At 64.1% G+C, this 26,001-nt stretch carries 23 protein-coding genes and 1 pseudogene; 16 read left to right on the forward strand and 8 right to left on the reverse strand.

The genetic code is table 11. The features are described 5' to 3' along the window. Positions 1 to 2 precede the first annotated feature (2 nt). Entirely contained in the window at positions 3 to 1,685 is a 1,683-nt protein-coding gene (locus QYQ98_RS09310) for an FAD-dependent oxidoreductase (protein ID WP_302006588.1), read from the reverse strand. Positions 1,686 to 2,007: 322 nt separating this feature from the next. On the opposite strand from QYQ98_RS09310, the gene QYQ98_RS09315 reads away from it, so the two are divergent. From QYQ98_RS09315 to QYQ98_RS09350, 8 genes are all read left to right on the forward strand, one after another. Next, the gene (locus QYQ98_RS09315; protein WP_259851956.1) at positions 2,008 to 3,789 is read left to right on the forward strand and encodes a gamma-glutamyltransferase; all 1,782 of its coding nucleotides are present in this window, start codon (positions 2,008 to 2,010) and stop codon (positions 3,787 to 3,789) included. A 78-nt stretch (positions 3,790 to 3,867) separates the two neighbouring features. After that, positions 3,868 to 5,226, forward strand: coding sequence for a poly-gamma-glutamate synthase PgsB (gene pgsB, locus QYQ98_RS09320; RefSeq protein WP_259851957.1), 1,359 nt, complete (start codon positions 3,868 to 3,870; stop codon positions 5,224 to 5,226). Between the two features lie 2 nt (positions 5,227 to 5,228). Beyond that, on the forward strand, positions 5,229 to 6,242 hold the full coding sequence (locus QYQ98_RS09325) for a poly-gamma-glutamate biosynthesis protein PgsC/CapC (RefSeq protein ID WP_302006589.1): 1,014 nt from the start codon (positions 5,229 to 5,231) through the stop codon (positions 6,240 to 6,242). Positions 6,243 to 7,119: 877 nt separating this feature from the next. Continuing rightward, positions 7,120 to 7,344, forward strand: a complete 225-nt coding sequence (locus QYQ98_RS09330; RefSeq protein WP_302006590.1) for a hypothetical protein — start codon at positions 7,120 to 7,122, stop codon at positions 7,342 to 7,344. A gap of 414 nt (positions 7,345 to 7,758) precedes the next feature. Next, complete coding sequence (locus QYQ98_RS09335; RefSeq protein ID WP_302007689.1) at positions 7,759 to 8,973, forward strand: IS30 family transposase; 1,215 nt, start codon at positions 7,759 to 7,761, stop codon at positions 8,971 to 8,973. Positions 8,974 to 9,080: 107 nt separating this feature from the next. Continuing rightward, entirely contained in the window at positions 9,081 to 11,885 is a 2,805-nt protein-coding gene (locus QYQ98_RS09340; RefSeq protein ID WP_302006591.1) for a bifunctional DNA primase/polymerase, read from the forward strand. Between the two features lie 20 nt (positions 11,886 to 11,905). Beyond that, positions 11,906 to 13,957, forward strand: coding sequence for a DNA polymerase (locus tag QYQ98_RS09345; RefSeq protein ID WP_302006592.1), 2,052 nt, complete (start codon positions 11,906 to 11,908; stop codon positions 13,955 to 13,957). Between the two features lie 10 nt (positions 13,958 to 13,967). After that, positions 13,968 to 14,243: a hypothetical protein gene (locus tag QYQ98_RS09350; RefSeq protein ID WP_302006593.1), complete on the forward strand. Its 276-nt coding sequence runs from the start codon at positions 13,968 to 13,970 to the stop codon at positions 14,241 to 14,243. 103 nt (positions 14,244 to 14,346) lie between these two features. Here QYQ98_RS09350 and QYQ98_RS09355 read toward each other — a convergent pair whose 3' ends face one another. Beyond that, the gene (locus tag QYQ98_RS09355; protein ID WP_302006594.1) at positions 14,347 to 14,667 is read right to left on the reverse strand and encodes a hypothetical protein; all 321 of its coding nucleotides are present in this window, start codon (positions 14,665 to 14,667) and stop codon (positions 14,347 to 14,349) included. Between the two features lie 243 nt (positions 14,668 to 14,910). Between QYQ98_RS09355 and QYQ98_RS09360 the strand changes: the two genes are divergently transcribed. After that, on the forward strand, positions 14,911 to 15,201 hold the full coding sequence (locus tag QYQ98_RS09360) for a hypothetical protein (protein WP_302006595.1): 291 nt from the start codon (positions 14,911 to 14,913) through the stop codon (positions 15,199 to 15,201). Continuing rightward, positions 15,198 to 15,449 (forward strand): hypothetical protein, encoded by a 252-nt coding sequence (locus QYQ98_RS09365; protein WP_302006596.1) that lies wholly within the window; start codon positions 15,198 to 15,200, stop codon positions 15,447 to 15,449. The genes QYQ98_RS09360 and QYQ98_RS09365 overlap by 4 nt, the downstream gene beginning before the upstream one ends. A gap of 420 nt (positions 15,450 to 15,869) precedes the next feature. Here QYQ98_RS09365 and QYQ98_RS09370 read toward each other — a convergent pair whose 3' ends face one another. Beyond that, positions 15,870 to 16,865 carry a suppressor of fused domain protein gene (locus tag QYQ98_RS09370; protein WP_302006597.1) on the reverse strand — a complete coding sequence of 332 codons (996 nt, stop codon included), beginning with the start codon at positions 16,863 to 16,865 and terminating at the stop codon, positions 15,870 to 15,872. A 122-nt stretch (positions 16,866 to 16,987) separates the two neighbouring features. On the opposite strand from QYQ98_RS09370, the gene QYQ98_RS09375 reads away from it, so the two are divergent. Beyond that, a complete protein-coding gene (locus QYQ98_RS09375) occupies positions 16,988 to 17,833 on the forward strand; it encodes a Bax inhibitor-1/YccA family protein (protein WP_302006598.1) in 846 nt (281 codons plus the stop codon). A gap of 310 nt (positions 17,834 to 18,143) precedes the next feature. Here the strand turns inward: QYQ98_RS09375 and QYQ98_RS09380 are convergent, their stop codons facing one another. From QYQ98_RS09380 to QYQ98_RS09390, 3 genes are all read right to left on the reverse strand, one after another. Then, positions 18,144 to 18,689 (reverse strand): hypothetical protein, encoded by a 546-nt coding sequence (locus tag QYQ98_RS09380; protein ID WP_302006599.1) that lies wholly within the window; start codon positions 18,687 to 18,689, stop codon positions 18,144 to 18,146. Between the two features lie 72 nt (positions 18,690 to 18,761). Then, positions 18,762 to 19,283, reverse strand: a complete 522-nt coding sequence (gene greA / locus QYQ98_RS09385; protein ID WP_302006600.1) for a transcription elongation factor GreA — start codon at positions 19,281 to 19,283, stop codon at positions 18,762 to 18,764. A gap of 79 nt (positions 19,284 to 19,362) precedes the next feature. Beyond that, positions 19,363 to 19,947, reverse strand: a complete 585-nt coding sequence (locus tag QYQ98_RS09390; protein ID WP_302006601.1) for a DUF4307 domain-containing protein — start codon at positions 19,945 to 19,947, stop codon at positions 19,363 to 19,365. An 81-nt stretch (positions 19,948 to 20,028) separates the two neighbouring features. On the opposite strand from QYQ98_RS09390, the pseudogene mca reads away from it, so the two are divergent. The 3 genes and pseudogenes from mca to QYQ98_RS09405 all read left to right on the forward strand — a co-directional run. Then, a pseudogene (gene mca, locus QYQ98_RS09395) lies at positions 20,029 to 20,886 on the forward strand (mycothiol conjugate amidase Mca); the annotation flags it as partial. A 251-nt stretch (positions 20,887 to 21,137) separates the two neighbouring features. Beyond that, positions 21,138 to 21,401: a hypothetical protein gene (locus tag QYQ98_RS09400; protein ID WP_302007755.1), complete on the forward strand. Its 264-nt coding sequence runs from the start codon at positions 21,138 to 21,140 to the stop codon at positions 21,399 to 21,401. Positions 21,402 to 21,498: 97 nt separating this feature from the next. Beyond that, positions 21,499 to 22,263: an isoprenyl transferase gene (locus QYQ98_RS09405; RefSeq protein ID WP_302007756.1), complete on the forward strand. Its 765-nt coding sequence runs from the start codon at positions 21,499 to 21,501 to the stop codon at positions 22,261 to 22,263. A gap of 19 nt (positions 22,264 to 22,282) precedes the next feature. On the opposite strand, the gene coaA is transcribed toward QYQ98_RS09405, so the two are convergent. After that, positions 22,283 to 23,209, reverse strand: a complete 927-nt coding sequence (gene coaA / locus QYQ98_RS09410) for a type I pantothenate kinase (protein ID WP_302006602.1) — start codon at positions 23,207 to 23,209, stop codon at positions 22,283 to 22,285. Positions 23,210 to 23,327: 118 nt separating this feature from the next. Between coaA and glyA the strand changes: the two genes are divergently transcribed. Further along, positions 23,328 to 24,617 carry a serine hydroxymethyltransferase gene (gene glyA / locus QYQ98_RS09415; protein WP_302006603.1) on the forward strand — a complete coding sequence of 430 codons (1,290 nt, stop codon included), beginning with the start codon at positions 23,328 to 23,330 and terminating at the stop codon, positions 24,615 to 24,617. Here the strand turns inward: glyA and QYQ98_RS09420 are convergent. After that, positions 24,614 to 24,964, reverse strand: a complete 351-nt coding sequence (locus tag QYQ98_RS09420; protein WP_302006604.1) for a DUF5997 family protein — start codon at positions 24,962 to 24,964, stop codon at positions 24,614 to 24,616. The genes glyA and QYQ98_RS09420 overlap by 4 nt on opposite strands. 22 nt (positions 24,965 to 24,986) lie before the next feature. On the opposite strand from QYQ98_RS09420, the gene QYQ98_RS09425 reads away from it, so the two are divergent. After that, positions 24,987 to 25,961 (forward strand): LysR family transcriptional regulator substrate-binding protein, encoded by a 975-nt coding sequence (locus QYQ98_RS09425; protein ID WP_302006606.1) that lies wholly within the window; start codon positions 24,987 to 24,989, stop codon positions 25,959 to 25,961. Positions 25,962 to 26,001: the final 40 nt, after the last annotated feature.

The raw sequence follows: 26,001 nt of genomic DNA on the forward strand, positions 1-26,001 counted from the left end.
ACTTAGTGGTAGCGGGCGGCGCTGGCGTTGGTCTCGGCCCCGGCGTAGTCGTCGGAGAGCGTGTCGTAACGGCTCGCCCCGGGCGGCGGATCAACACCACGCCAGGGGGTGACGCGGACCCAGGGGAGCTGTCTGATTTCGTGGAGGCCGTACTCTTGCCACGATGACGGCGGAGTGACTTTCTTCCCCCGCTCGGCGATCTCCACCGGGGCGTCGAAAGCGAGAGCCATGCGCGGCGTGAGGTGGTGCAGGTTGTCGAAAACCTGGGTTTTCGTCTTGTCCCAGACCTCCTGCACAGCCGGGTCGCGGCGTCCTGGAGCACCGGGAACGAAACCGTACGGCACGCTCACGCGCTGCGCGTGGGGCTCCCCATCGACCTCGCTCTCCGCCACCGCGATTCCTTGTCCTGGGCGGCCGCGGGGGATAGTCGCGGCGATGGACTTGGCCTCCTCGAAAAGTTGGTCACTCCCAACTACTTCGCGCAGGGTGTAGGGTGCCGGCACGCCGAGGCTCAGCCGAGTGGGGATGTTATTTTTCTGTTTGCCCGGCAAAGTTTCGGCATAGATGGTCTGCGACACGAAAACGAGGTGAATCCTCGCGGCGCGTCCTTTTTGCAGGATGCGCGTCACCAGAGAATCGACCTCGGGCAGGTCGGCGCCGAGCGGCCCGGAGTCGGACGACAGAGCTTCCTTGAAAGCACCGAATTCGTCGAAGATCAACACCGTCGGGCGATGGTAAAGCTGCGCGTCGCGGGCAACGCCCTGCCTACCCCGCGCTGACTCCACGGCGTACCTAGCCTCCATCTCGTCCGCGAGCCACTGGAGGCATGCGACGTGGGTCACGGGGTCTTTGGAAAGGCACTTTACGTTGGGCAGGGTCCGAGCGATGCCGTCGTAATCAGACGACCCTTTGCCATCGGCGAGGATGACATCCGCACCCGCCGCGACCAAGGTGCTGGCCAGCCAGGTGACCCAAGTGCTTTTACCCGCGCCAGTGCCGCCAGCCACGAGAGCATGTGGTGCGCGGGAGATGCGCTCACCCAGCACCTCGCCCTCCGACGTGCGTCCGAGAACCCAGCGAAACGCCGAGTGCGCGGCCACCGCGGCAGCCCGCGCCTCGGCCTCGCTGCCGGCCGAGGCGATGTGCGTGATCTCGTCCGGCCCGGGGATGAACGGAGTCATCGCGCGGGTCTCGCGGGGGAGCCACAGACATACTTCGCCGGGTGCGCTGCGGGTCACCTCCAGGTCTGCGACGCCGAGCATTGTTTCCAAGATCGGGGCGGCTTTCCGCCAGCTGTCGAGAGTCACGGCGGGCGGCGTGGAGAATGTCACGCCGCCTCGCTCGCCGTCGCCGAGGACAAATTTCACCGGCCAGCTGGAAGTGATTTTCAGCTGCGGCAACTCGACGTGTTTGTTCTGCGCGGCGTCCCACATTTTCACTTTCTTGGTGGTCTCCTCGACCAGCCCGGCCTTCCGAGCGATCGCTTTCCACCGCTCCCGACCACCCGCGCCGACTAGCCCTGCCATGCGCGGAGACGCGGCGTGGACAAGTGTGCGCGCAGCGGCAGCGCCACCGGCGCTGCTTGAGCGTTCTCGCACGTCAACCCGCCATCCGTTCACGGCTAGGCGCGCCGCGGCCGTCAGCCCGTTTGGCCCGGCGCCCACAATCACTGCGGTTGGTTTCACCGCGCCCATGGTAAACCTGGGTACCCATTCGCGGCCGGGGAAGCGAGGAACTTTCGTGCCATGGTTGTCGCGTGACGTTCCGGCCACATGTGCGGGTGTCGTCACCTTCTCAGCCAGCCCGACCCATACCCGCCATGAACTGCGCTTTGAGACCGTGCTACCGAGGGCCGACCGCAGCGCGGCGGTGTACTTTCGTCCCGCCGTGGCACCTTCGTTCCCACTCCGCTGCGGCCTCTTCCCCAGGTATTGCACCGCTATTAACCTCCCTGTCTGTTCACTGCAGATCTGATTACAAAAACTGCAAGTCGGTTGGGAGAATTCGATGAGGAACACGCCGCGGCACCTGGTCGCCTCGTTGGCAGCGTCGGCTGTCCTCTTGGCGTCCTGCGGTACCGATTCAGCGTCGGATTCGACGCGTTCGGCCTCGCCCTCTTCTGCCCCGGCGGCGCACACGGGCTGCGCTACGGATACAGCCCGGTCGACGAGTGGGAGCAACGGCTTCGCCGTCGCCACAACGCACCCGCAGGCCGCATGGGCCGCGTGCACCGTGCTCGCCCAGGGTGGCTCAGCCGCGGATGCCGTCGCGGCCGCCCAGCTGGCATTGGGGGTAGTTGAACCGATGTCCTCGGGCCCAGGCGGCGGGGCGCTCGCGGTGTACTACGACGCCCAGACCCGCTCGCTCAGCTCCTACGACGGCACGGTCGTCGCGCCTAAGGACGAAACAGGTGACGCACTTTCCTCTGCCGGTGTGCCGCACACTCTCGCGCTGCTCGCATCGTTGCGCGCGGATTACGGGGTGTTGGACGCGGCGAGCGTCGCGGGGCCGGCGCGAGATCTCGCCACGGACGGCTTCACCGTCTCCGAGCGGTTCGCGGACGCAGCCGCGAGCGACGGCTCACCGCTTGCGGGCACGGACCTGGCCGAGAAGCTGTACGGCGCTGAGGGCGCCGACGGCATCACCGCTGGCGAGACGCTGACTAACAGGGCGTACGCCGAGTTTCTCGGCTCCTGGGTCGATACCGACGGTGCGTTGTCGAAAGACACTATCGAGTCCCTCGCGAGCGAGCTGCCTGACGTCGCCGGACGGGCGAACTTCGCCCGGGAGTGGTACTACGCCGCCGCTGCCGAGATTGATCCACTGTGCGTGACCTTCGAGGACACGGAGGTGTGTGGCGTGGGATCCCCCGCCACAGGGACCCCGATCGTCGCCCAGACGCTCGGCATCTTGAATCACCTCGACCCGGCGCGCCACGAGCCGTACGACAACGACGGGCTCCGCGTCGCCCGGACGACAGCGGCGCACGAGATCATCGAGGCCGAGCGCATCGCCTTCGCCAACGCGAATACGTGGGCAGGCGACCCTGCCGGAGACAAAACGCAAGAGGCCATCGCGGACGGATACATCAACGACATTGTCACCGACCGCCGCACGCTCAAGAACGAGGCGAAGTCGATCCGGAAAAAACGGCCCCGGAAAGAACCCGAGGCGGAGCGCCTGAATGGTGTGGCAGGCAAGTACCGCGACTTCGAGGAAGAGGGCACCGCCCAGATCAGCGTCCGGGACGGCGACGGCAACTTTGCCTCGGTGACGACGACACTGCAGAAAAACTTCGGTACCGGGCTGACAGCAGGGGGCTTTTTCATCAACAATTCCCTGGACAACTTCGGCGGCGACGACCCGCGCGAGCCAAATTTCCGCGCACCCGGGCGGCACCCGAAAACGACGATGTCCCCGCTCATCATCACCGGTGACGACGGCGACCCGGTGGCGGCGCTCGGCTCACCCGGCGGCAAATCCATCCCGTCCTACAACATCAAGACCACGGTGGCGCTCACCGCCTGGAGCCTCGACCCTGACCAGGCAGTCACCATGCCGAATTTTGGCGCGACCGGACGACATTCCGCCTACGTTGAAACGCCGAAGCACGAGAAGCTTCCCCGCGATATGAAACGAATGCGCAAGGTTCTCAAACGGTGGGGCCACCGCCTAGACACCGGCGAAGCAGACAGCGGTACGTCGGTTGTCACGTTCATCGACGGGACTGTGGCTGCCGCAGCCGACCCTCGCCGGGGAGGAGGCGCAGCTGCTAGCTCGGCCCCATAGCCCCCCACAGTTTCCTCCAGCCCGTCTCTCCCGCATCCACCCCAATCGTTTTGAAAAGGTATTCCCAGAATGCTGAGCATGATTAGCCTCTGTGCCGCTGGTGTCGCCGCGCACGTCTCCTACCTCCACACCTTCCACTCGCGCCACCGCTCCCGTCTGGACGGCTTGCAGCACAACATTCACATCAACGGCATCCGCGGCAAGTCCACTGTGACCCGCATGATGGGGGCTGTGCTGCGGGAGGCAGGGCTGCGCACGATCTCCAAAACGACGGGCACGTACGCCTGCGTCATCGACTGCGAGAGCGACGAGCACCCGATCAAGCGCACCGGTCCCGCAAACATCGCCGAGCAGTACTCGTTTATCCGCGAATGGGTCACCGAGGACGTGGATGCGCTGGTGGTCGAGTGCATGGCGGTGAAGCCGAAGTACCAGAAGGTCTGCCAGGAAACTATCCTGCAGTCGCCCATCACTGTCATCACCAACGTGCGGCTGGACCACCAGGAGGACATGGGCGACACCCTGGAAGAGATCACCGCCTCCTTGTGCAACACGGTGCCGTTCAACGGCACCGTCGTCACCGCAGAGCGCAATCCCCGCCTCGTCTCCATCATGGAGAAGTTCGCTCAGGAGCGCGGATCCCGTGTCATTGTCGCTGCCCGCACGGATCTTTCCGAAGGCCTCGTCCCCTACTTCTCCTACCAGCAGTTTGAGGAAAATGTCGCCGTGGTGCTCGCCGTCGCCGAGCTCATCGGCATCGACGCCCAGACCGCCGCGCGCGGGATGCTGGCCGCGGCCCCTGACCCGGGCACCACGGCCGTTCAGCGCATCCCGGTTGGTGATTCGTCCGTCACCGACCTCAAGTGGGTGCCGATGTTCGCGGTCAACGACTGGGAGTCCACAGTGCGCGTGTTCCGCTCGGTGAGCGCAGAGAAGCTCAGCGACGACGCTTCCCGCGTGGTCATCTTGAACAACCGCTCGGACCGCACCGACCGCGCCCAGATGTTCAACGAGCTGATCAGCACGGACCTGCGCGAGGAGATCGACCGCGTGGTGCTTTTCGGCGACCTCCAGGATGTGGTGAGTCAGCAGCTCGTGGACAACGGTCTGCCGGCAGACATGGTGGTGACCACCGGCGATCTTGAAAACGCGACCGGCGAGGCGCTCCTGCGCCGGGTCATCGACGGCCTGGACGGCGACGTCGCCGTCTTCGGCATGGTCAATATCCACACCGACCACGCTACTGAGCTCATCCGCTACTTCGACGCCGCTGCCACCGACGACGCCGCACCGGGCGCAAGCCCGGTGGCGGAGCAGGAACAGTCGGCGATTGCAGAGCTCACCTCCGACGTGGCCGCCTTCGGCTACGAGGGCGCGGAGTTCATCGAAGACCACGAGCCCGAACTGGAAACAACCGAGACGAAAATGGCGGCGTAACCTTGACCCTTGCATTTCTTCCCACCGAGTACGGCTTCACAATCGAAGCCATTCACTACCTGTTCATCACCGGTCTTTTGGTGAGCTACATCTACTACAAAAAGACCAACATTTCCTGCGGCGGGTCGCTCGCTGTCGCCTACCTCGGGGCGAGCATCCTGTGGCCGGTAGCCATCGTATCCACCATCGTCATCGCCTTAATTTCCTACGTAACAGTGAAGCGGGTCGTGCTCCGTTTATGGCTGCCCCGGCCGCGCCAGATCTTCGGCATCGGCCTACTCGTGGGCATCTGTTACGGCGCGATCTGGCTTGCGGTGGCCACTGCGGTGTTCGGGTCGGATTCCGTCCCCTCGCAGATCGCTATCGTGGGCGTGATCATCCCCGGCATGCTCTGCAACTCGTTCAACAAGCAGGGCGTAGCCAAGACGCTCGTCCCCATGGTGTGGATGCTCCCGTTGACCGGCGTAGTGGGGCTTGGCCTGGCCTCGTTGTCGTACCGTATCTCCGACACCGGCACCATCGGCCGGATGTTCGCTCCCGCCGAAGCTCACCCGACGCTAACGTTCGCGCTCACGGCGCTGTCGGTGCTCATGGCCGTGCTCATTCAAGACGGCCCGTTCTCGAAGCTGAAGCTGCGCACTGGCGGTTACGTCACCGTCGGGCTGCTCGTTGCCACGATCGGCCCGTGGCAGGTCGTCGTCCTCATGGCCGCGGCGGTGCTTGTGACCTACCTGGTCTTTGTCAACGTCACGAAGCTCGTCCCGGCGCACGGCAAGGACCGGTTCGTCGTACTGATCATGATCTCGTCTGTGTCGGTGCTGACAATCGAGTACGTGCTGAACACGCTCACCGGTGTGCAGTTCGGCGGCGCCCGCAACATCGTGTACTGCGCGCTGCCGGCGATCGTGGCCAACGACCTCATCCAGTACGGCCCGAAGAAGACAGCCGGCGGAATGGCCATCTCGGCGCTTGTCACCGGCGCGGTTGCGATCCCCGGTTTCGCACTCGCCGCCTAACGCAGCCGCCTTGCGGATAGGGTCAATCAAGCACAAACAATCGAAAACCCCGAGAGCCTGCTTACTGAACTGCTCCCCATTAGTTGGACTGAGAAATCAGTTATCGACTAGTGGGGAGCAGTTCAATGCCCCGCGGCGGGGGTTTGTTGGTTTGTTCGAACTTTTTGTTCGAAAGGGCTGCGGTGGAGGGGTGGAGCCGCAGTCGAGGTAAAACAGCAGAATAGAGGATAGTACTGGGATTTAGGCGAAGATGTAGGCGAAGATGTAGGCGATGATGTAGGCGATGTAGGCGATGATGTAGGTGGGAAAACCCCTTTTGACCTGCGGCGGGGGTGATGTAGGCGATGTAGGCGATGTAGGCGTCTCCGCCCCCGCCACCTACACCACCGGGCCGGCTTCGTCTCCGTCTCTACTTCCTTGTATTTAAATATATTCGAACATATGTTCTATATATTTTTCATTAAAGGGGAAAGCCGGGGAGGAAGCTAGACGGTGTAGGCGGGGTAGGCACCTACCACCTACATCGCCTACATCACCCCCGCCGCAGGTCAGCGCATGTTTTTACCGCCTACATCATCGCCTACATCACCTACATCGCCGTTTACATCCCAGACTGGCTCCGCAGCTACGCCGGAAACATCTATAACGCTCCCGTATAACACCAGGTCGGGTTCTCGGTCAAGCCGGGCCGAAAAAGTTTTCTGAAGAGTTTTCTCGCGAGCGTTGGGCCTCTGACCAGTAAAAACGTCGCACTCACATAACTGTTGTGTGTTAAAAGCGCAGGTCACGGGCTTGCTGTGCGTCGCAGGCGGTGACATAATGGCGGCACGGTCAAGCATTCGAGCTTGACAACACTACCCCCGTAAGGAGCCCCCAAATGTCGAACCACCCGGCCGCGCAAGGTTCTGGCCGTCTCCGTGGCCGCATAGGCGCGGCCGTGCGATGGCACGGCGAGGTCCCTGCCGAACTCCGCCACGCGCTCACGATCGCACTGACAGCCGAGAGTCTGGCTGTGCAACTCGGCGACGAAGCACTCACCGAAGCCGACGCCGCTTTTCTCCGCCGCCGCGTCGACGAGCTGGTGACCACCCTTAAGTTCTAGTGGTCGTTGCAACACTGATCTGAAGGGTTGGTGTTGGTGATGACGGTGTCACGGTGGGATCCACCGGTTGAGGAGATCACTCGGTTCCACCAGTTGGTGGTGGGTGATGGTTTGTCGGTGCGTGCGGCTGGGCTGGATCTGGGATGGTCGTTAGCTACGGCGTATCGGATTGCGCATCGTGATGGGTTACCACTGCGGAATAAGACGTTGTCGTCACAGGTGGTTGACGAGATTGTTGCGTTGTTTGCCCAGAATGTCGCGCCAATGGATATTGTGCGGCGGTTGGGTGTGAATCCTTCGTCGGTATACCGGGTGGGGATATCGATTGGTGCGCGGCCCCGTCCTGCTCCTGAGGGTCGGCGGGCTGTGGCTACGGCGCGGCGAGTGGAGTATTTGGAGCTTCGGGCCTGTGGGTTGGATCGTCGTTCTGCTGCAGCTGCGTGTGGGATGGGGTTACGTGGTGCGCTTGATGTTGATAAGGGGGTGATTAAAACACGTGGTCGGCGTGTGCCGTTTGTGCCTGATGGCCAGGCAGTTTATCGCTATAAACGGCTTATGCAGGTTCTTGCGTATGTTGATGGCCGGGTCAGTGTTCCGGTGGAGGTGTTGCCGCAGGCTGCGGTGGAGAAGGTGATTGACCGGCGGTACTTGTCGTTGGTGGAGCGGGAGCGCATCGCGGATCGGGTGAATCGGAATTTATCGGTTCGGGCGATTGCGCGTGAGCTTGGGCGTGATCCGGGGACGATTTCGCGCGAGATTAGTCGCAATAGTGGTGATGATGGCATTTATCGCCCGTATGAGGCGCACCGGAAGTCAACGCTTCGGAGGTTTCGGCCGAAGGTGTCGAAGATTGCGGCGAATCCGCGGTTGAAACAGCAGGTGTGGCAGTGGTTGCGGATGGAGTTTTCCCCTGAGCAGGTGGCTGGCCGGTTGCGCAGGGAATTCCCTGGCGATGAGACTATGCATGTGAGTCATGAAACGATCTATCAAGAGCTGTATTGCCAGGCCAGAGGCGAGTTGAAGAAGGTGGTGGCCCATGCCCTTCGTACGGGGCGGACGCGGCGTAAACCGCGTGGTCAGCGTGTTGCGAGGAGTCGGTTTATTGATCCGATGATCATGATTGCCGATCGTCCTGCTGTTGTTGAGGATCGGGCTGTGCCGGGGCATTGGGAGGGTGATCTGATTATCGGTGCAGGTGGAAGGTCTGCGATTGGGACGTTGGTGGAGCGGACGACGCGGTATGTGATGTTGCTGCATTTGCCGGATGGGCATGGTGCGGTGGCGGTGCGTGATGCGCTGGTGGAGGCGATTATGACGTTGCCGCAGCATCTTCGGGGGTCGTTGACCTGGGATCAGGGTTCAGAGATGGCTGGTCATAGGTCGTTTAGCATTGCGACGGATTGTCCGGTGTATTTCTGTGATCCGGGGTCGCCGTGGCAGCGGGGGACGAATGAGAACACTAATGGGTTGTTGCGTCAGTATTTTCCGAAAGGTGCGGATTTGAGTGTTTATGGGCGGGAGGAGTTGGAGCTTGTTGCTCATCGGTTGAATTGTCGGCCGCGTAAGACGTTGGGTTTTGCTACTCCTGCGGAGCGGATGGCGGAGCTGTTAGGTTTAGCTGAAAGCTAGGAAATGTTGCAACGACCCCTAGAATCCGCCACCTAGGCCCGCACAAGAAAAACCCCGCCGTGGCGGTCACCACGACGGGGTCGAAAAGAAAGAGAATTTCTAGTCCTGTGAACAACAATACCTCATGCCACCCCGTGCCGCAATCGCTGGCGCATGCCGCCGAGCTCGGCAAACCCGCTGTCCTGCCCACCGCACTCGCCTGGGCGAGCCAGGGCGTGCCCGTCGTTTTCACCCCGGGCGACGCGAAGGCGCCGCGCTTGCTGATGCAGCCAGAGGCGCCCCGTGAACGCCAGTACAAGGCCACGACCGACCCCGCCTCGATCCAGGCCGCCTACGACGCCTACGTCGCCGAACACGCCACCGACACCAACGAGCTGACTCGCATCCCGAACCTCGCGATCTCCGGGGGAGACCGCTGCATCATCCTCGACGCCGACACCCCCGAGGCCGTCGAGAGCTTGCGTCAGTGGTTCACCGCCGCAACGGGAGAGGAGCTCCCGCCCCGGTCGGAGGCGACCCCCGGCATGATCGACGCTGATGGTGAGTGGCGTCACCGGGACGGCGGGCACTGGGTTTTTATCGCCCCCAAAGGCGCCATCCCCGAGGGTACGACCACTGCCACGATCGGACGCGAGGACGACGCTGCGTCGATCATCCTCGGCAACGGCTATGCCCTGACGACTCCATCCGCCCGCCCGGAGGGCCCGTATGTGTGGGACAGTGCTGATGGGGCCTACGACGCCCCGCCGGCCCTGGTCGAGGCTGTTCTCTCCATCGCCCGGCAGAAAACCGCAGCAGGGTCCACCACAACCGCCGAGCCCCTGCCGGAGGACTCGGCGGAGTTCGGCTGGGTCGAAGCACATCCCTGGGAGACTCGGCTGGCATCTGATGGGTGGGTCGAAGCCGCTAACGACGCCTGCGGGTGCTCCACGTGGACAGCTCCGCCGGTCGAAGCCCATGCATCGACGAAATCGGCGACGGCGCACTCTCTGGAGTGCTCGGTCGAGGGTCTGGCAGGGAAGCTACACGTGTGGACCGACCACCCGCCGGCTGGTCTCGCAGACTACATCTCCGAGCACGGGCCGACGCTTTCCCGGCTGGAGTACGAAGCTGTAACCGAGTTCGATGGCCGGCTCGATTGGGCCAGGGTACGGCTCGGAGTGCCGCACCCCGATCACGAGTCGACCATCGCCGCCATGCAGGCGGGAGCCGAGGCGCTGGGTGTGACGCCCAGGGAGCTCGGCCCGATCTACGCCACCCCGCAGGCCGAATTCGAGTCGACAGGCCAGATCACAGAGCTCTCTGCCCGCCCCGCCCTGTCGGTGGTCCCGGACCTCGACGAAACACCACCCGCACAGGCAGAGCCCCCGGCAATCGACACCGACCTGACCCGGATGGTGTCCATGCTGGAGACCGAGCTCGGCCGTACCCTCGCCGCCGAGGAGCGCGAGGAGCTAAATTACTACATTCAGGAGGGCGAACGCTTCTTCGACGCTGAGCTCTACCCGGAGGGGTACCCGGTCGACCCGCGCCTTGTCCGCAAGATTTTCTCGTTTTCGCCGGTCACCCAGACGATTTACCACGCGGCAAGCAACGCGCTGGTCTCGCCTTTGGTGGTGCTTGCCTGTGAGCTGGTTCGCGTGGGCATGCGCCTGCCCGCCGACGTGGAAGGGCCGACCGGCGGTTGTGTCTCCTCATTCTTCTCTGCTATTGGTCCGAGCGGGTCGGGTAAAACGTCAGGCTTCGATCCGCAAAATTCTCCGTGGCCGTCCACCTCCTACCCCGGTTTTTTCGACCTCCTGGCCGGTCCGGCCCCCGCGGACAACGATGCGGACGACGCGGACGACGGGGGCTCGGCCGAGGGAGGCGTCGCGACGGGGATCACTCAGGCTACCGCCGGAGGTTTCGTCGATTTCGACAAGCGCCGCGGTTTCGGGTCGGGCGAGGCCACCATCACCCGGGGGTATTTCCGGTGGGATGACGAGGCGAAAGAGCAGGTCAAGAACGCGCACCCTGCCCTGTGGGCCCACTCGGACGAAGGCGGTTCCGACATGAATAAAGCGAAGTCCATGACATCCACAATCATCACGGTGCAAAACGCGCTGTGGGCCGGGGCCCCGATTTCGAATTCCACGCAGGAAAAGGGCGACGTCGACCTTGCTCCCCCGTACTCGTTTTTCCGCACTATGGGCCTTCAACCGGCGCTGGCCGCGTCCTTCATTGCCCACGCGGGGTCCGGGTTCACCCAGAGGTGGTGTCATCTCCCCGCGATGTGGCCGTGGGACGGCGTCGATCTTGGTGTCCCGCAGCCGCAGCAGCCGGCGCCAGCTCCGCACCTGCGGGTTGCTACCGGAACGCGTTTCTCCAGCTGCGCCAGCATAGACCGAGCGAGGCGCGAGGCACGCCGCAGGACCAATGTCGTCCACCCGGTTGACGAGACCGGCAAGGAAATCTCCTCGATGCTGAGTCATGCGACATGGACGCGCATTAAGATCGCCACCCTCGCTGCGGCCCTGCACTCGACCGCCGAGGTGGGGGAAGATTTGTGGGAGTGGAGCGGCTGGGTGATGGAGATTTCCCGAAAAACGCTCGCCTGGCTGTTAGCCGAGGTCGCAGCGGAAGACGCGGCCAGCGCGTCCGCTCGCGGCAAGACACGGGCGCACGAACGCGCCGGCGAACGCGCGGAGACCGATGCCCTCGTCGACGCCACGGCGCAGCTGATCGAGAAGCACCTGCGTAAGGCTGGCGGGGCGGGTCTGACAATGGGCCGGTTGAAGAACCAACTCGCGGAGGGGAAAAAGCCGCACGCGTCGGCTGCCATCACGCACCTGGTCGAGGAAGGCGCCGCTGTACGCGCGAACAACCGGGTGTATCACGCTGACGCGATGCGGTCGGCCTCGACCCCTGGATAGCCCGCACATAGGAAAGAACCATGACAACAACAACGCTCACAGCACCAGCCGCCGCCGACGCCCCGGCCGCAGCCCCGGCCCTCGCCATCGACATCGAGACTTACTCACCCGTCGATCTGAGTAAGGCCGGTGTCTACCGCTACACCGAGGACGAGGCCTTCCAGGTCCTGCTCTTCTCCTACGCCCTGGGCGACGCTCCCGTCGAGGTCGTCGACCTCACCAAGAGGCCCCTGCCCGATGACCTCCTCGATGCGCTCACCGACCCCGCCGTGACCAAGACGGCATTCAACGCAAATTTTGAGAGGGTCTGTCTGTCCCGCTACCTCCGTGACCTCGGCAAACTCCCCGAGGGCACCTTCCTCGATCCGACGTCGTGGCACTGCACGATGGTCCACGCGGCGACCCTCGGACTGCCCCGCAGTCTCGACGGCGCTGCCCGTGCCCTCGGCGCGGCGGAGAAAATGAGCGAGGGCAAGGCTCTGATCAAACGATTCAGCATCCCCTGTAAGCCGAAGAAGCGGGATGACCTGACCTATTCGCTCCCCGCAGGTGAAGGCAAAGTCCGCTGGCTCCCGGCCAGCGACCCCGAGGCGTGGGAGACCTTCAAGGACTACTGCGCCCGCGACGTGGGGGTGGAGCGGGCAGTGCGCCAAGCCCTCGACGCGGTCCCGGTCCCTGACCAGTTGTGGGCTGAATACGCCGCTGACCAGCGCATTTGCGACCGGGGTCTGGCCATTGACCTCGACCTCGTTGAGGCTGCGCAGGGGGTCGACGCCGAGCACCGCGAGGAGCTGACCGCCGAACTGGCCGAGCTCACTGGCCTGGACAACCCCCGCTCGGTCATCCAGTTCCGCACGTGGTTAGCCGAGCGCGGCTACGACGTTGCGAGCGTGGACAAGTCGACGATGGCCGCAACCGCCCAGCGGGCCGAGGCCGCGGGTGACAACGGCGTCGCCCGTGCCTGTCGCCTGCGCCCGGCCATCGCCGCGGCAAGCTCGGCGAAATACGCGGCGATGCAGGCACGGGCCTCGCCGCGCGATGGCCGCGCCAGGGGCACGGCGGTGTTCTTCGGCGCTCACACGGGCCGCTGGGCTGGCCGCGGCATCCAGACGCAAAATCTCGCGCACACCCCCGACGTTGATCTCCACGCCGCCCGCGAGGCCATGTGCGGAGGTCTGTCCACCATCCGCGACGCCGGTCTCGACCCCGCGGAGCTGGTCGGCGGACTGGTGCGCACGGCCATTGTCCCCGGTCAGGGCTGTCGCCTCGTCGCTGCCGACTACGCCTCCATCGAGGCCCGCGTGCTGGCGTGGATGGCGGGGGAGACCGCTGCTTTGCGCACGTTCTTGCGCGGCGAGGACATTTACTGCGCTACCGCTTCGCAGATGTATGGCGTGACCGTCGAGAAGAACGGCGAGAATGGTCACCTCCGAGCGCTGGGGAAAATCGCCGTGCTCGGCTGTGGCTACGGCGCGAGCTGGCGCGCACTTCAGGCCATGAACCCCGACATCAGGGAAGCCCAGCTGCGCGAGGTCGTCTCGAAGTGGCGCTCTACCAATCCCCGCATCGTGAATTTCTGGGGCGAGCTCGAAGCCGCATGCCGCACCGCGCTGGCATCGACCGCGGCGGTGTACGGCTACCGCCTCGGCATCGCGTCTGCGCCGAGCATCACGGGCCGCAGTGGTGCCCGCGACCTGCTAATTCAGCTTCCCTCCGGGCGTGTCATGCGGTACGTAGACGCCCGCATCGAGCCGCAGCGCAGCGGGCCGCGCGAGGGAGAGATGTCGATTCACTTCACCGATGCCCGGGGGCGGCGCGCCTCGACCTACGGCGGCAAACTCGTGGAAAATGTAACGCAGGCCATAGCGCGGGACTTGCTTGCCGATGCGCTCGTCCGCGCGGAGGCGGCGGGGGTGCACACGGTCTTCCATGTCCACGACGAGATTGTCGCAGAGGCGCGTGACGAAGCCGAGGCGGACGCGCTGGTCGAGCTCATGGAGGAGGCCCCTGCGTGGGCGGCTGGCCTGCCACTCGCGGCCGAGGCTGAAACCTTGGACTTCTACCGGAAGTAATCTGAGTCACATGCACCCTGATGACGATCCCCTCGAAGCCCTGGTCTTCGACCTCCTCGACAGTGCCCCCGGCACCGCCACCGCGGCGGAGCTCACCCGGGCCGCAGGGCCGACGTGGGCCACGGATATGCCCACTGTCCTCGCCGAGCTCACCCGCCGCGGCGATGTCATCCTCGGCTGGGACAACTGCTTCCGCCTTCCCGGCGGACCCAGCCGCGATGCCCGCGGCATACGCCGACGCGTTCTCCCACGGCCTGGCACCGCCACACGCCGCGCCCTGGCCTGACCAGGCCGGACCAACGCCAACACCCCCGCCCCCGCCGCAGCCCGCGGCAGGGGCGTTGGTGTGTCTACGCGCGAATGACCCGCGCGTAATTCCCGAAAAGGATCTACCTCACTTCACAGAGTTTGTCGACGTAGACAACTGGATTTCGGGAACTGGGACGTTCGATCGTCTTGCCGAGCCAGGTGCTGTCGACCTCCGGTCGTGCGGTGATGGCAATGCGTCCTGAAGCACTGTCTAAATCTTTGGATACACCCTCGATTCGGCCGACCGCACGAACGACGTTATTTGCATCGATTACGACGAGGAGATCGCAGTCGATGATGCGGGAAGGGCTAGCCTTCCACCACATACGACCTCTTTCCAGCCAGGCTTCGGCGCTCCAAGAGGCGTCTGTGCAGTTCACTCGGGAAATTACTTTCTCCATTGTTCATCCTTTCACGGTGGAACCTTGAACGTGAGCTTCTATGCTCACGAGCAGTCTATGCTTCTAGGCAGCCAGGAGTCAAATCCAGAGATGTGTGGCGGGGCGTTGGCCATGCGAACAGGCGTGCGAAAAGCAACACCCTGCGCTGGCCGTTGCGCGTGGCGGTAGCGTGGGCGTTATACGGCTACGATATTGTGTCAAGTCCCTTTACCTCGGCCTGGCCACGGACGTAAAGTCGAACGTATGAACGACATCCAAACTTTCACATCACAGCCCATTGCTCTCGCTGCGGCCATCACCCTCGCGGTCGCCGCGGTGACCGCGATGACCCTGCCCGAGACCACGCCCACCGCTGCGCCCACCGCGGAGCCGTCCGGCGACACCACCACGCCGGGCCTGACCGTCACCCCCGCGGCGTACAACGGCTTCTGCACCGCGATCGGGGCGGTCCCCGGTGATCCCGAACCCATTTCCTGCACGCGCATCCCCGTCACTGTGATGCCCACGTCCTACACCCAGGTGGCGCCGCGATGACCCTGACCGAGCGCGCGATCACCCAGGCCGGGCTGACCTACGAGCTCGCGGACACCCTCGATGACCTCCGCGACACCCGGCGTGACATCACTGGCATCACCGACGAACTCCGTCGCTTGCGCACCCGCCGCGATGCCCTGATAGTCCGCGCGGTCACCCTCGGCGCACCGCGCGAGGCCATCGCCGCCGCTGCCGGGGTGTCACGCCAGCAAGTCCACACCATCGTCACCCGCAGCGCCGCGGCCTAGTCCTGCCCACGACCACCAGCCCCCGCCGCAGTCCGCGGCGGGGGCTCACCTCTGCGCAGCCGGGGGGGTGCCGCGCGGTGTTGATCTTGCCATGCCCTCGTCCGCCGCGCATGGCGTGAGGGTGCTGTCACGTCCCCCTGCGAGGGAGTGAAACATGGTTGCGCAACGCCGGGGGAGGGCCCACCGCCGTGCCCCCCGTTTGGCTTGATCTTCCCCCCGTTTGAACTCGTTTCCCCCCGTTTGCCCCCCCGTTTGGAGCACGGCCACACCAATTTGCCCAGTACACCCCTCGCCAGGCGATTGTCAGCGTCGAGCTCTGTGCTGCGGCGACGCCAAAAATGGTCAAAAACACATATCGATTCAGTGTGGGTTCGAGTCCCACTGGGGGCACAAGCACACACCGCTCGCCGCGGCACACTTTTACCGCTCGGGGTCGATGACGTGAATAGACATCGGAGCCGAGGTGAACCGGTACGAGCCCGGCACGGTGTCCAGCACCGCCAGCACCTCGTGGCGCAAAGCGCGGTTCACGCTCACAGTTAGATGGGGCCCGGATGCGGGGTCCGCGCCGTAAACGATCCCCGGCTCGTCGTCGCTTTCAGCTGGAAGGAACCGTGCCCATCCTGTCTCGCCCTCGCCGACCACGGCGAACGGGCGCCCATAGCCCAAACGCCACTTCATCGCCCGCAACACATGCGCGGCGGCGTGCGTGGTCATGTCGATCCGGCCCGTGGCATCGACCGCGAAGTACCCCGAGGACACCGCAGCAATGGTGGATCCGTCTCTTACGGTGAGGGAGGTGAGGGGGTGGGTGAAGGAGGCGTCGATAAGCAATGAAGCGCGCGTGGGATCGCTGATGCCTAAAGGCAACGCGTCGCCGAGCAGACCCGCGAATTTCAGCGGGTCCCAGCGCAGCGCCGCGTCGAGCTCGTCCGCGGTGACGGGCACAGCGTTGATGAAGCGGACGCGCCCCGTCGGTGCGGAAAGGAGGGGTACGCACGGATCGGAGACGAAGATGAAACCCGACAGCGAAGCGCCCTCCTGTACAGGTGCGCGCAGATCCATGTAGTGGCCCGGCTCGATCGGGTACCCCGACGCCTTCTGATAACGCGCCAGATTGCGCAACCGCTGAACCGGCCACACAGGCGGAACGGATTCGGCGGGGACGCGGATGGTCAGCTCGTCCTGAATGCCGGCCACCGGCGCCGACGAACGCGTCCGCGACAACCCGTACGTCACGTACAACATGTGCGCGACCGGGGCCTCGAGGCGGTACACGAGCACCGCCGTATCCTCCGAAAAAGCCAGCTCACCGTGGATCTCCTCCGGGCCCGCGCCCGCGACCCGCTCAAGATGGGCGAGCAGATGATCACCGCCGGTAGCGCGACCCATGCGCTTGCCGCGACCCCACCCCATGACCATGACTTCATACTATTTCGCCCCGCCCGGGAACGAAACGGAGACGTGGGGCGTTGCACAGTATGATCGATGATCGGTTTCAACGCCGCTTGGAAGAAACAGAAAGGAACTCGAGAAGCGTGAAATCCAACAACCCCGTCTTGACGCGCCTCCCGCAGGCCCAACAGAACAACGGGTACGCCCAGCCCCAGGCCGGCTACCCGCAGCAGTCCCCGTACGGTCAGACCCAGTACGGCGAAACCCCGAACTTCAGCCAGGGCTACGGCCAGACAGCTGAGCGCCCCATCACCGTCGACGACATCGTCACCAAGACCGGCATCACCCTCGCCGTCATTGTCGCCTTCGCCGCGGTCAACTTCGGCCTCGGCTTTGTCAACCAGTCCGCGGCGATGCTTCTTACCTTCGTGGGCGCCATCGGCGGCTTCATCACCGTCTTGGTTCACTCCTTCGGCCGCAAATACGGTTCCGCCGCCGTCACCCTGATCTACGCAGCTTTTGAAGGCCTCTTCGTGGGCGGATTCTCGCTCCTTCTGTCCGGTGTCATCATCGGCGCTGAAAACGCCGGCGCCATCATCTTCCAGGCGATCCTGGGCACCATCGGTGTCTTCGCCGGCATGCTCTTCGTGTACAAGACCGGCGCCATCCGCGTCACCCCGAAGTTCACGCGCATCGTCACCGGCTGCATCATCGGCGTCGCTGTGCTCGCGCTGGGCAACCTGCTGCTGTTCATCTTCACCGGCATGTCCCCGCTTCGCGACGGCGGCCCCATCGCCATCCTCTTCTCCCTCGTCTGCATCGTCCTCGGTTCGCTGAGCTTCCTCACCGACTTTGACACCGCCGACAAGCTCGTCCGCACCGGCGCCCCCGCCAAGATGGCCTGGGGTGTCGCCCTCGGCCTCGCCGTGACGCTGGTCTGGCTCTACACCGAGATCCTGCGTTTCTTGTCCTACTTCAACCGGGACTAGCTAGCTCCCACCAAGCGGATTCCGCGGCCCGCACTTCAGTGCGGGCCTTTTTGCATGCTTATCGACGCCTCCGCCGCCCTGCTCACGAAGACAGTGGCAGGACGGCCAAAGAAGCATGCCCGAAATCGAGACGGACACCTCAACACGCCCCGGTGAGAGAAGTGTGAGCTGGGAGCGTGGATTCACCCCTGTCCAAAGACACCACAACCCCGGCACCCTGGTACTTCACGGCTGGGTGGCGGGGTTGGATGGGTCGCGGAGGGGGAGACGTCGAAAAGCGCGTGTCTACGCGAGGGGCGCGCGGTGCGTTTTAGTAGGTCGTCTGCGTCTGGACGCTGGCGCCGTCGATAGAAACCTGGGTGAAGACAAGCGCGCCGTTGACGACCTCGGGCGCGGACAGGGTGATCTGCGCGTCATTAACAACGCGGTCGACATCCTTGATGTTGCGGGTGGCGGTTCCGTGGGCGATCTCGTCGGTCCACTCGTCCCACGTGATGTTCTCTGCGATGTCGTTCTTGTCCTTGCAGTTAAGGATGATGGTGCCGGGCTTGTGCTCGGCTTCGGTCTCGCAGTTGATGAAAAGCGGGGTGCCGTCGGCGGCGGCGTTCGCGGCGGCGCGCTCGGCGGTGGTGGTGGCTTGGGCGGAGGCGTTCGCGTCGGTGACGTTGGTCGCGGTCGCAGTGGCGGTGCCCCCGGTCTGGCCGGCATCCGGCAGGGAGTTCGGGTTCTGGCTGGTTGCGGTGTCGACTTTCTGGGCCGAGTCCTTCTGGTTCGGCGGGGTGCAGGCGGTCACGCCGAATGCGGTGGCGGCGACGAGAGCGAGGGCGGCAACCTTGCGGGAAGTGCGGGTAGTCACTGCGGGGTCCTTAATTCCTAGAAATTCTTGAGGTGGCGTCACGCGTGGATACGCGGAATGTGTAGTGCGCGTTTAGATCGCGCGCGGGGTCTTAGCCTTAACCGAATCATACGGCTTCGCGGAGACGATCGTGACCGAAATCTCGCGGCCGTTCGGGGCGGTGTAGGTGCGGGTTTCGCCTTCGGTGGCTCCGAGGACGGCGGCGCCGAGGGGGGACTGCTCGGAGTAGGTCTCGAGGTCCTTGTTGTCGGTCGAGGCGGCACGGGTACCGATGAGGAAGGTCTCCTTGTCGTCTTCGTCGCCGTTGTAGTAGACGTGGACGACAGATCCGACGACGGCCATGCCTTCGACGACACCAGCGCGTTCGGTGGTGGAGTTTGCCAGCAGCTCGGAGATCTGTTTGATGCGGGCTTCTTCCTGGTCCTGTTGTTCGCGGGCGGCATCGTAGCCGGCGTTCTCTTTGAGGTCGCCCTCTTCGCGGCGCTCGTTGATTTCAGCGGCGATCACCGGGCGGTTGTCGATGAGCTGCTGCAGCTCGCCCTCGAGCTTAGCCTTCATTTCCGGGGTGATGTACTGCTGCTGCTTTTCAGCCATGGAGTTCGGACCCTCGTTTCCTCACGTTCGTTTAGGTAGACGTTCGGATCGTAACATGAGCATCGCCTATCGACGCTTCCTACCTCGCCTCCACGTATTCCGCCTCCGCGTCAAGGAAGGACGGGATAGTTGTCGAGCATCCGTACACGCCTCCTGAGACCGGTTGATCGCGGACGGGGATATCGACGTACATGCGGGTCTGCTTCTCGCCGCCGGCGGGGAGGACTACGTCGCGGCGCCCGATTTCGGCGTGCTCGTAGTTGAGGGAGGTGATGATGCAGTAGCCGGGGACAGACGGGTCGTTGCGGGAGACGTCGAACCAGACGCGAGAGGTGGTGTCGTCGATACGCTCGTGCGAGACGAGGGTGGCGGAGATGGGTTCCTCGCGGCGCTGCATGATGTAGCGGCCGGCGAACACGAGGAGGAGGACAAGGAAGAGCACGCTGACGACGGCGACGATCTTGCCGGCGGTGCGGGACGGGGCTGCCTCGGCGGTGCTGGTGCCGTAGCGTGCGCGCGTGGATCTTCCGTTGTTGCCTGCGTTGTCGCGTGTGCGGTTGGCGGAAGTTCGTGCACCCGTCGTTGGCGCGTCGGACGTGGCCCCAGCCTGGGCCCCAGCCTTGGACCCGGGCGTGGATTCGGGCATGGATTCGGGCTTTGCCACGGTGGGTGCTCTTTCTCGTCAAGGGAGGTACTAAACTTGTTCCGCGATCAACCTTAACCCCAAGCAGAGGTGGAACACTAAGTGACGGGATACCGTTTGCTGGCCATCCACGCGCACCCGGACGACGAGTCCAGCAAGGGCGCCGCGACGATGGCGAAGTACGCCCACGAGGGCAACCGAGTCAAGGTGCTCACATGCACCGGCGGGCAGCGTGGAGACATTCTCAACCCGGCAATGGACCGTCCCGGGATTATCGAGCGGATGACAGAGATCCGCCGCGAAGAGATGGCCGCCGCCGCTGCTGCCTTGGGTGTCGAGCACGAGTGGCTGGGCTACGAGGATTCGGGTCTGCCCGAGGGGGACCCGCTGCCCCCGTTGCCGGAGGGCTGCTTTGCTCTCGAGGACCCTGTCGAAGTGGCCAAGGTCGTGGTGGAAAAGATCCGCGAGTTCCGCCCCCACGTGATCATCACTTACGACGAGAACGGTGGTTACCCGCACCCAGACCACATCATGGTGCACAAGGTGTCCATGATTGCGTGGGAGGAGGCCGGTAATCCGGATTTCGCGCCGGAGGCAGGCGAGCCGTGGACCCCATTGAAGCTCTACTACAGCCACGGTTTTGTTGCGCAGCGGATGCGGTTGCTCCACGACCGTCTCATCGAGGCAGGCAAACCGAGCCCATACGAACCCATGCTGAAGCGCTGGGAGGAGAACGCCTCCGACATCATGCGGCGCGTGACCACCCAGGTCGAATGCGGTGACTATTTTTCTAACCGCGCCGAAGCTCTGACCGCGCACGCCACCCAGATCGACCCCGCCGGTGCGTTCCTGGCCAGTCCCGTCGAAGTGCAGCAGGAAGTGTGGCCGACCGAGGAGTTCGAGTTGGCGCAGACTCGTGTTCCGGCGACACTGCCCGAGGATGACCTGTTTGCGGGCATCGAAGCTGACACCGGCTCCGACGCCGATGCCAAGACCGAGGCCGGCACCGTAACCGAAACTGCAGCCGTAGGCGAGGAAGATGCGGAGTTTGCTGGGCAATCCGAACAGGCTGGACAATCCGAACAGGCCGGACACGCTGGACAAACTGGAGCAGCTGGACGTGCCGAACATGAAGGAGAGCGACAGTGACAATGGGGATCGAAGTGCTGACACCCGCGGCGGCTGAGACCGTTCTTGTGCTCGCGCAGCAGATGAATCTGGCGCAGCAGATGAATAAGGACGCGCCGGTCGGGCCGGAGTTCGGCAAGGCGGAGCCCATCGGTGCACTCATTGTCGTGTGCTTGATGGTGGTCATTTTGCTCATTGGGTGGGCGTTTCACCGCCGCTATTCACGCTTTCTCCGTCGCAAGCGTTTCGCGGAGGAGCGGGGACTAGACGTGTTCGACGAAAAGGCTGTCGACGAAGCGATGGAGGCCGAGGGGCTCCTCGACAGACGCAAGAAGACCTTCTTCTAGCACCCGTAACGGGACCGGGCCGCGAGCACCCGTAACGGGACCGGCTGAAACCCCTGCCGGGAGACCCCACCGTGGGGGTAAGCTGAACTACGTGGCTATGCTCGACCGACTTCTGTACCCGCTTTACGAGAAGCGGTTGAAGCGTGAACTCCAGGGGGTCAATCGTCCGGAGCACATCGCTGTAATGGCTGACGGTAACCGCCGTTGGGCGCGCGAAGCCGGCTTCGAGGACATTTCCCACGGGCACCGCGTCGGGGCAGCGAAGATCGGGGAGCTGGTGCAGTGGTCGGCGGAAATGGATGTCGATGTCGTCACGATCTACCTGCTGTCCACGGAGAATCTCTCGCGCACCGAAGAGGAGGTGCAGCTGCTCTACGACATCATTTCGGGTGTGGTCGACGAGCTGTCGGGGGATGATTACGAGGCGCGTATCCGACTCGTCGGCCACCTCAACTTGCTGCCGGAGAAGGTGGCCAACAGGATGCGTTCTGCGGCGGCGGCCACGGAGAACAAGACCGGCATCGTGGTCAATATCGCGGTGGGTTACGGCGGGCGCCAGGAGATCGTCGACGCAGTGAAGAACTTCCTCGAAGCCAAGGTTGCCGAAGGAGTTCCCGCCGACAAGCTTGCCGACGAAGTCTCCGTAGAATCCCTCTCCGCCCACCTCTACACCTCCGGTCAGCCGGATCCGGATTTGGTGATCCGCACCTCCGGTGAACAGCGGCTTTCCGGGTTCCTCTTGTGGCAGTCGGCGTACTCGGAGATCTGGTTCACCGACACATACTGGCCGGCCTTCCGCAAGATCGATTTCCTGCGCGCGTTGAGGGATTACTCGCAGAGGTCGAGGAGGTTCGGGAAGTAGGCGTCGATAAGCGTGCGCCCTACATCTTGCGCATGCGTACGCGCTGAACCGAATGGTCGGCGGCTTTGGAGAGGACGAGTGACGCGCGCACTCTCGTCGGCTGGATGTTCTCCACGAGATTCGGCAGGTTGATCGTCTGCCAAATCCTGCGGGCCTCGGCTGCCGCCGCCTCGTCGGTGAGGTCCGCGAACCGCGCGAAGTGCGCGCCCGGACGGCGGAACGCGGTGTTCTTGAGTTTGATGAAGCGGTCGATGTACCACTTCTCGATGTCCTGCGTCCGCGCGTCGACGTAGACCGAGAAATCGAACAAGTCCGACACCATGAGGGTCGGGCCCGTCTGCAGCACGTTGAGCCCCTCCAAGATGAGGATGTCGGGCTGGTCCACCACCTGGTACTCGCCGGGGATGATGTCGTACGCGTCGTGGGAGTACAAGGGAGTCTTCACGTTCTCGCGGCCCGCCTTGACCTCGGTGACGAAACGAAGCAGGTCGCGCCGGTTGTAGGACTCCGGAAACCCCTTGCGCGACATGAGGTTGCGCTCGCGCAGCTCGGCGGCGGGGAGCAGGAAACCGTCAGTGGTGACTAGATCCACGCGAGGGTGCGAATCCCACCGCTGGAGAAGCGCTTGCAGGACACGCGCCGTCGTGGATTTGCCTACGGCGACGGAGCCCGCGATGCCGATGATGAACGGCACGTGCCCCGGATTTTCCCCGAGGAATGTCTCGGTGACTGCTGTGAGCTTCTGGCGGGCGCGTATCTGCAGGTGGATGAGACGCGACAGCGGCAGGTAGATGTCTGCGACTTCCTGCAGGTCCATGCTCTCGCCGATACCGAGGAGCTGCTCGAGATCGTCCTCGTCGATCACCTGGGGCATGTGCGCGCGGCGTTCGCGCCAGGCATCGCGCGGGAAATCCAGGTAAGGGCTCGGGTCTGCGGGTCGCGGCATGGGCACCATTCTTACACCAGCTGGGGCGTGACTCCTGTATGAGGGCCGTGTCTGCGGTGTCTAGAGTGAAGTAGTGCATACTGGCGCACAACTGCCGTACCGAAAGGAACCCCGGAACATGTCTGAAGATTTCCGCTACCAAGACCTTGCCTCGCTCGACCCGGATGTTTACGAGCAGATTCTCGGGGAGGTGTCCCGCCAGCGCAACACGCTCGAGATGATCGCGTCGGAGAACTTCGTTCCGCGTGCGGTGCTGCAGGCCCAGGGGTCTGTCCTGACGAACAAATACGCGGAGGGGTACCCGGGGCGCCGCTACTACGGCGGCTGCGAAAACGTCGACGTCATCGAGAACATCGCGCGCGACCGCGCCACGCAGCTTTTCGACGCCGAATACGCCAACGTCCAGCCCCACTCCGGTGCCCAGGCAAACGCGGCTGTCCTGCACGCGCTGATCAAGCCGGGTGACACCATCATGGGTCTGTCGCTGGAGCACGGCGGCCACCTTACCCACGGCATGAAGATCAACTTCTCCGGCCGCCTGTACAACGTCGTCGCTTACGAAGTGGATCCGGAGACCATGCTCATCGACATGGACAAGGTCCGCGAGCTGGCGCTCGAGCACCGTCCGCAGGTGATCATCGCGGGCTGGTCCGCATACCCGCGCACCGTCGATTTCGCGGCGTTCCGCTCCATCGCTGACGAGGTCGGCGCATACCTGTGGACCGACATGGCGCACTTCGCCGGTCTCGTCGCGGCTGGCCTGCACCCGTCGCCGGTGCCGCACTCCGATGTGGTGTCCACCACGATCCACAAGACTCTGGGCGGACCGCGTTCCGGCATGATCCTGGCCAAGCAGGACTACGCCAAGGCACTGAACTCAGCAGTCTTCCCCGGCCAGCAGGGCGGCCCGCTCATGCACGTGGTGGCTGCGAAGGCGACCGCGCTGAAGATCGCGGGCACCGAGGAGTTCAAGAACCGTCAGGAGCGCACCCTTGAGGGAGCGCGCATCCTGGCTGAGCGCCTCACCGCTGCCGACTGCACAGCGGCCGGTATCGACGTGCTCACCGGAGGCACCGACGTCCACCTCGTGCTCGCGGACCTGCGCCACTCCGAGCTTGACGGCCAGCAGGCGGAGGACCTGCTCCACTCTGTCGGCATCACCGTCAACCGCAACGCTGTGCCGAACGACCCGCGTCCGCCGATGGTCACCTCCGGCCTGCGTATCGGCACGTCAGCTCTGGCCACCCGCGGTTTTGATCAGGCCGCATTCACGGAGACCGCCGACATCATCGGCACCGCACTCGCTCAGGGCAAGGGTGCGGACGTGGAGGGGTTGCGGGCGCGCGTCGACAAGCTCGCGCAGGACTTCCCGCTCTACCCGGGCCTCGAAGACTGGAAGATGCTCTAAGCGTCGCTTCCGCGCTCTTCGGCGTGGATGCGCCGCGCCTCGGAGAGCCACGCCGGCTGATCACCCAGGAGCTCCTTGATCTCCGGGGTAGTCAGCGGCTTATCCATGCCATTTTTCTTCAGCGCCGTGATGCTGACACCCAGCTTGCGGGCAACCTCGGGGCGGGGGTGGGGGCCCTCGGCGCGCAGCGTGGTCAGCCACTCCGGCGGTGTGTCCTGCAGCTCGCGCAACTGTGCGTGGGTGATTCCGCCTTCCTGGAATTCGGGCGGCGTCGCGGGCAGGTAAATCCCCAGCTTCTTCGCTGCGGTGGCGGGCTTCATCGCTGTGCTTGACGGCTGTTCGCTCATGCCCAAACGGTAGCATCGTGGCATGCTGCGCCTCGCCTTCGTCACTGGAACCGAACCCGGCAAATGGTTCTCTCGCTACCGCGAAACCACCGACCACGGGCTCGAGGACATCCCCAGCGACGATCCGTTCGCCATGCTTATCGACGACCGCGCCGACCTCGCCCTCCTCCGCCTCCCCGACCCCCGCATCGGCGCCCCGGGGGAGTGGTTCCACCAGGTGAAGCTCTACCCGGAGAAGCCCGGTGTGGCCGTGCCGAAAGACTCCGTCTATGCCGAGCTGTATGCCAAAGGCGGGGAAGCTGTGCGACTTTCTGACCTCGCCGACGAGCACGTCAACTACCGCTTTGGTGTAGACAACAACGCTGGTGCAGGTGAGTACGGCGCGTCGAGCGCGGACGGCGGCTCGGACGTGAATGAGAGCGTGGGCGCGGGTGCGAGTAGCAGCTCGGGTGCTGGGAACTCGATCGATGATCTGCGTGCGGCACTACAGGTTGTGGCGGCGAACGTCGGCGTCGCATTCGCGCCAGCGCCGCTTCTCAAGATGCTGTCGAAGAAGCAGGTAGTAGTTCTCGAGGTGCTCTATGACGGATCTGGTGCGCAACGAGTGGGCGCTGAGTTGGGAGTCGCCGGTGCGGTTGCCGAGCCGGGCGCTGCCGGCGCGGGAGTTGCTGATGCTGGAGTTGCTGGGTCTGGTGCCGTGCCGGGTGCTGCCGGCGCCCCAAGGCCGGCTGAGACGAGCATCGCTCTTGTGTGGAAGGTCGAGAACGATTCCGAGGCGATTCAGGACTTCGTGGGAGTGGCGAAGGGGAGGACGAGGAACTCGTCGAGGGGCGGGGGAGTCTCGAGGGGCAAGGAAGCGTCGGAAGGCGGGGGAACGTCGAAAAGCGGGCGCGCGAGCGTAAAAGGGGACAGGAAAGTTAAGGGCAAAACCAGTGCGCAGCGCAAGGGAGTCCGATCAAAACACCCTAAAACGGGGGTGTGGAAGAATCGGAGGTGAAACAAAGTTGCATAATGGTGAACTGTCAACATTAGAAATT

Source organism: Corynebacterium sp. P3-F1 (assembly GCF_030503635.1).
Lineage (GTDB): Bacteria > Actinomycetota > Actinomycetes > Mycobacteriales > Mycobacteriaceae > Corynebacterium.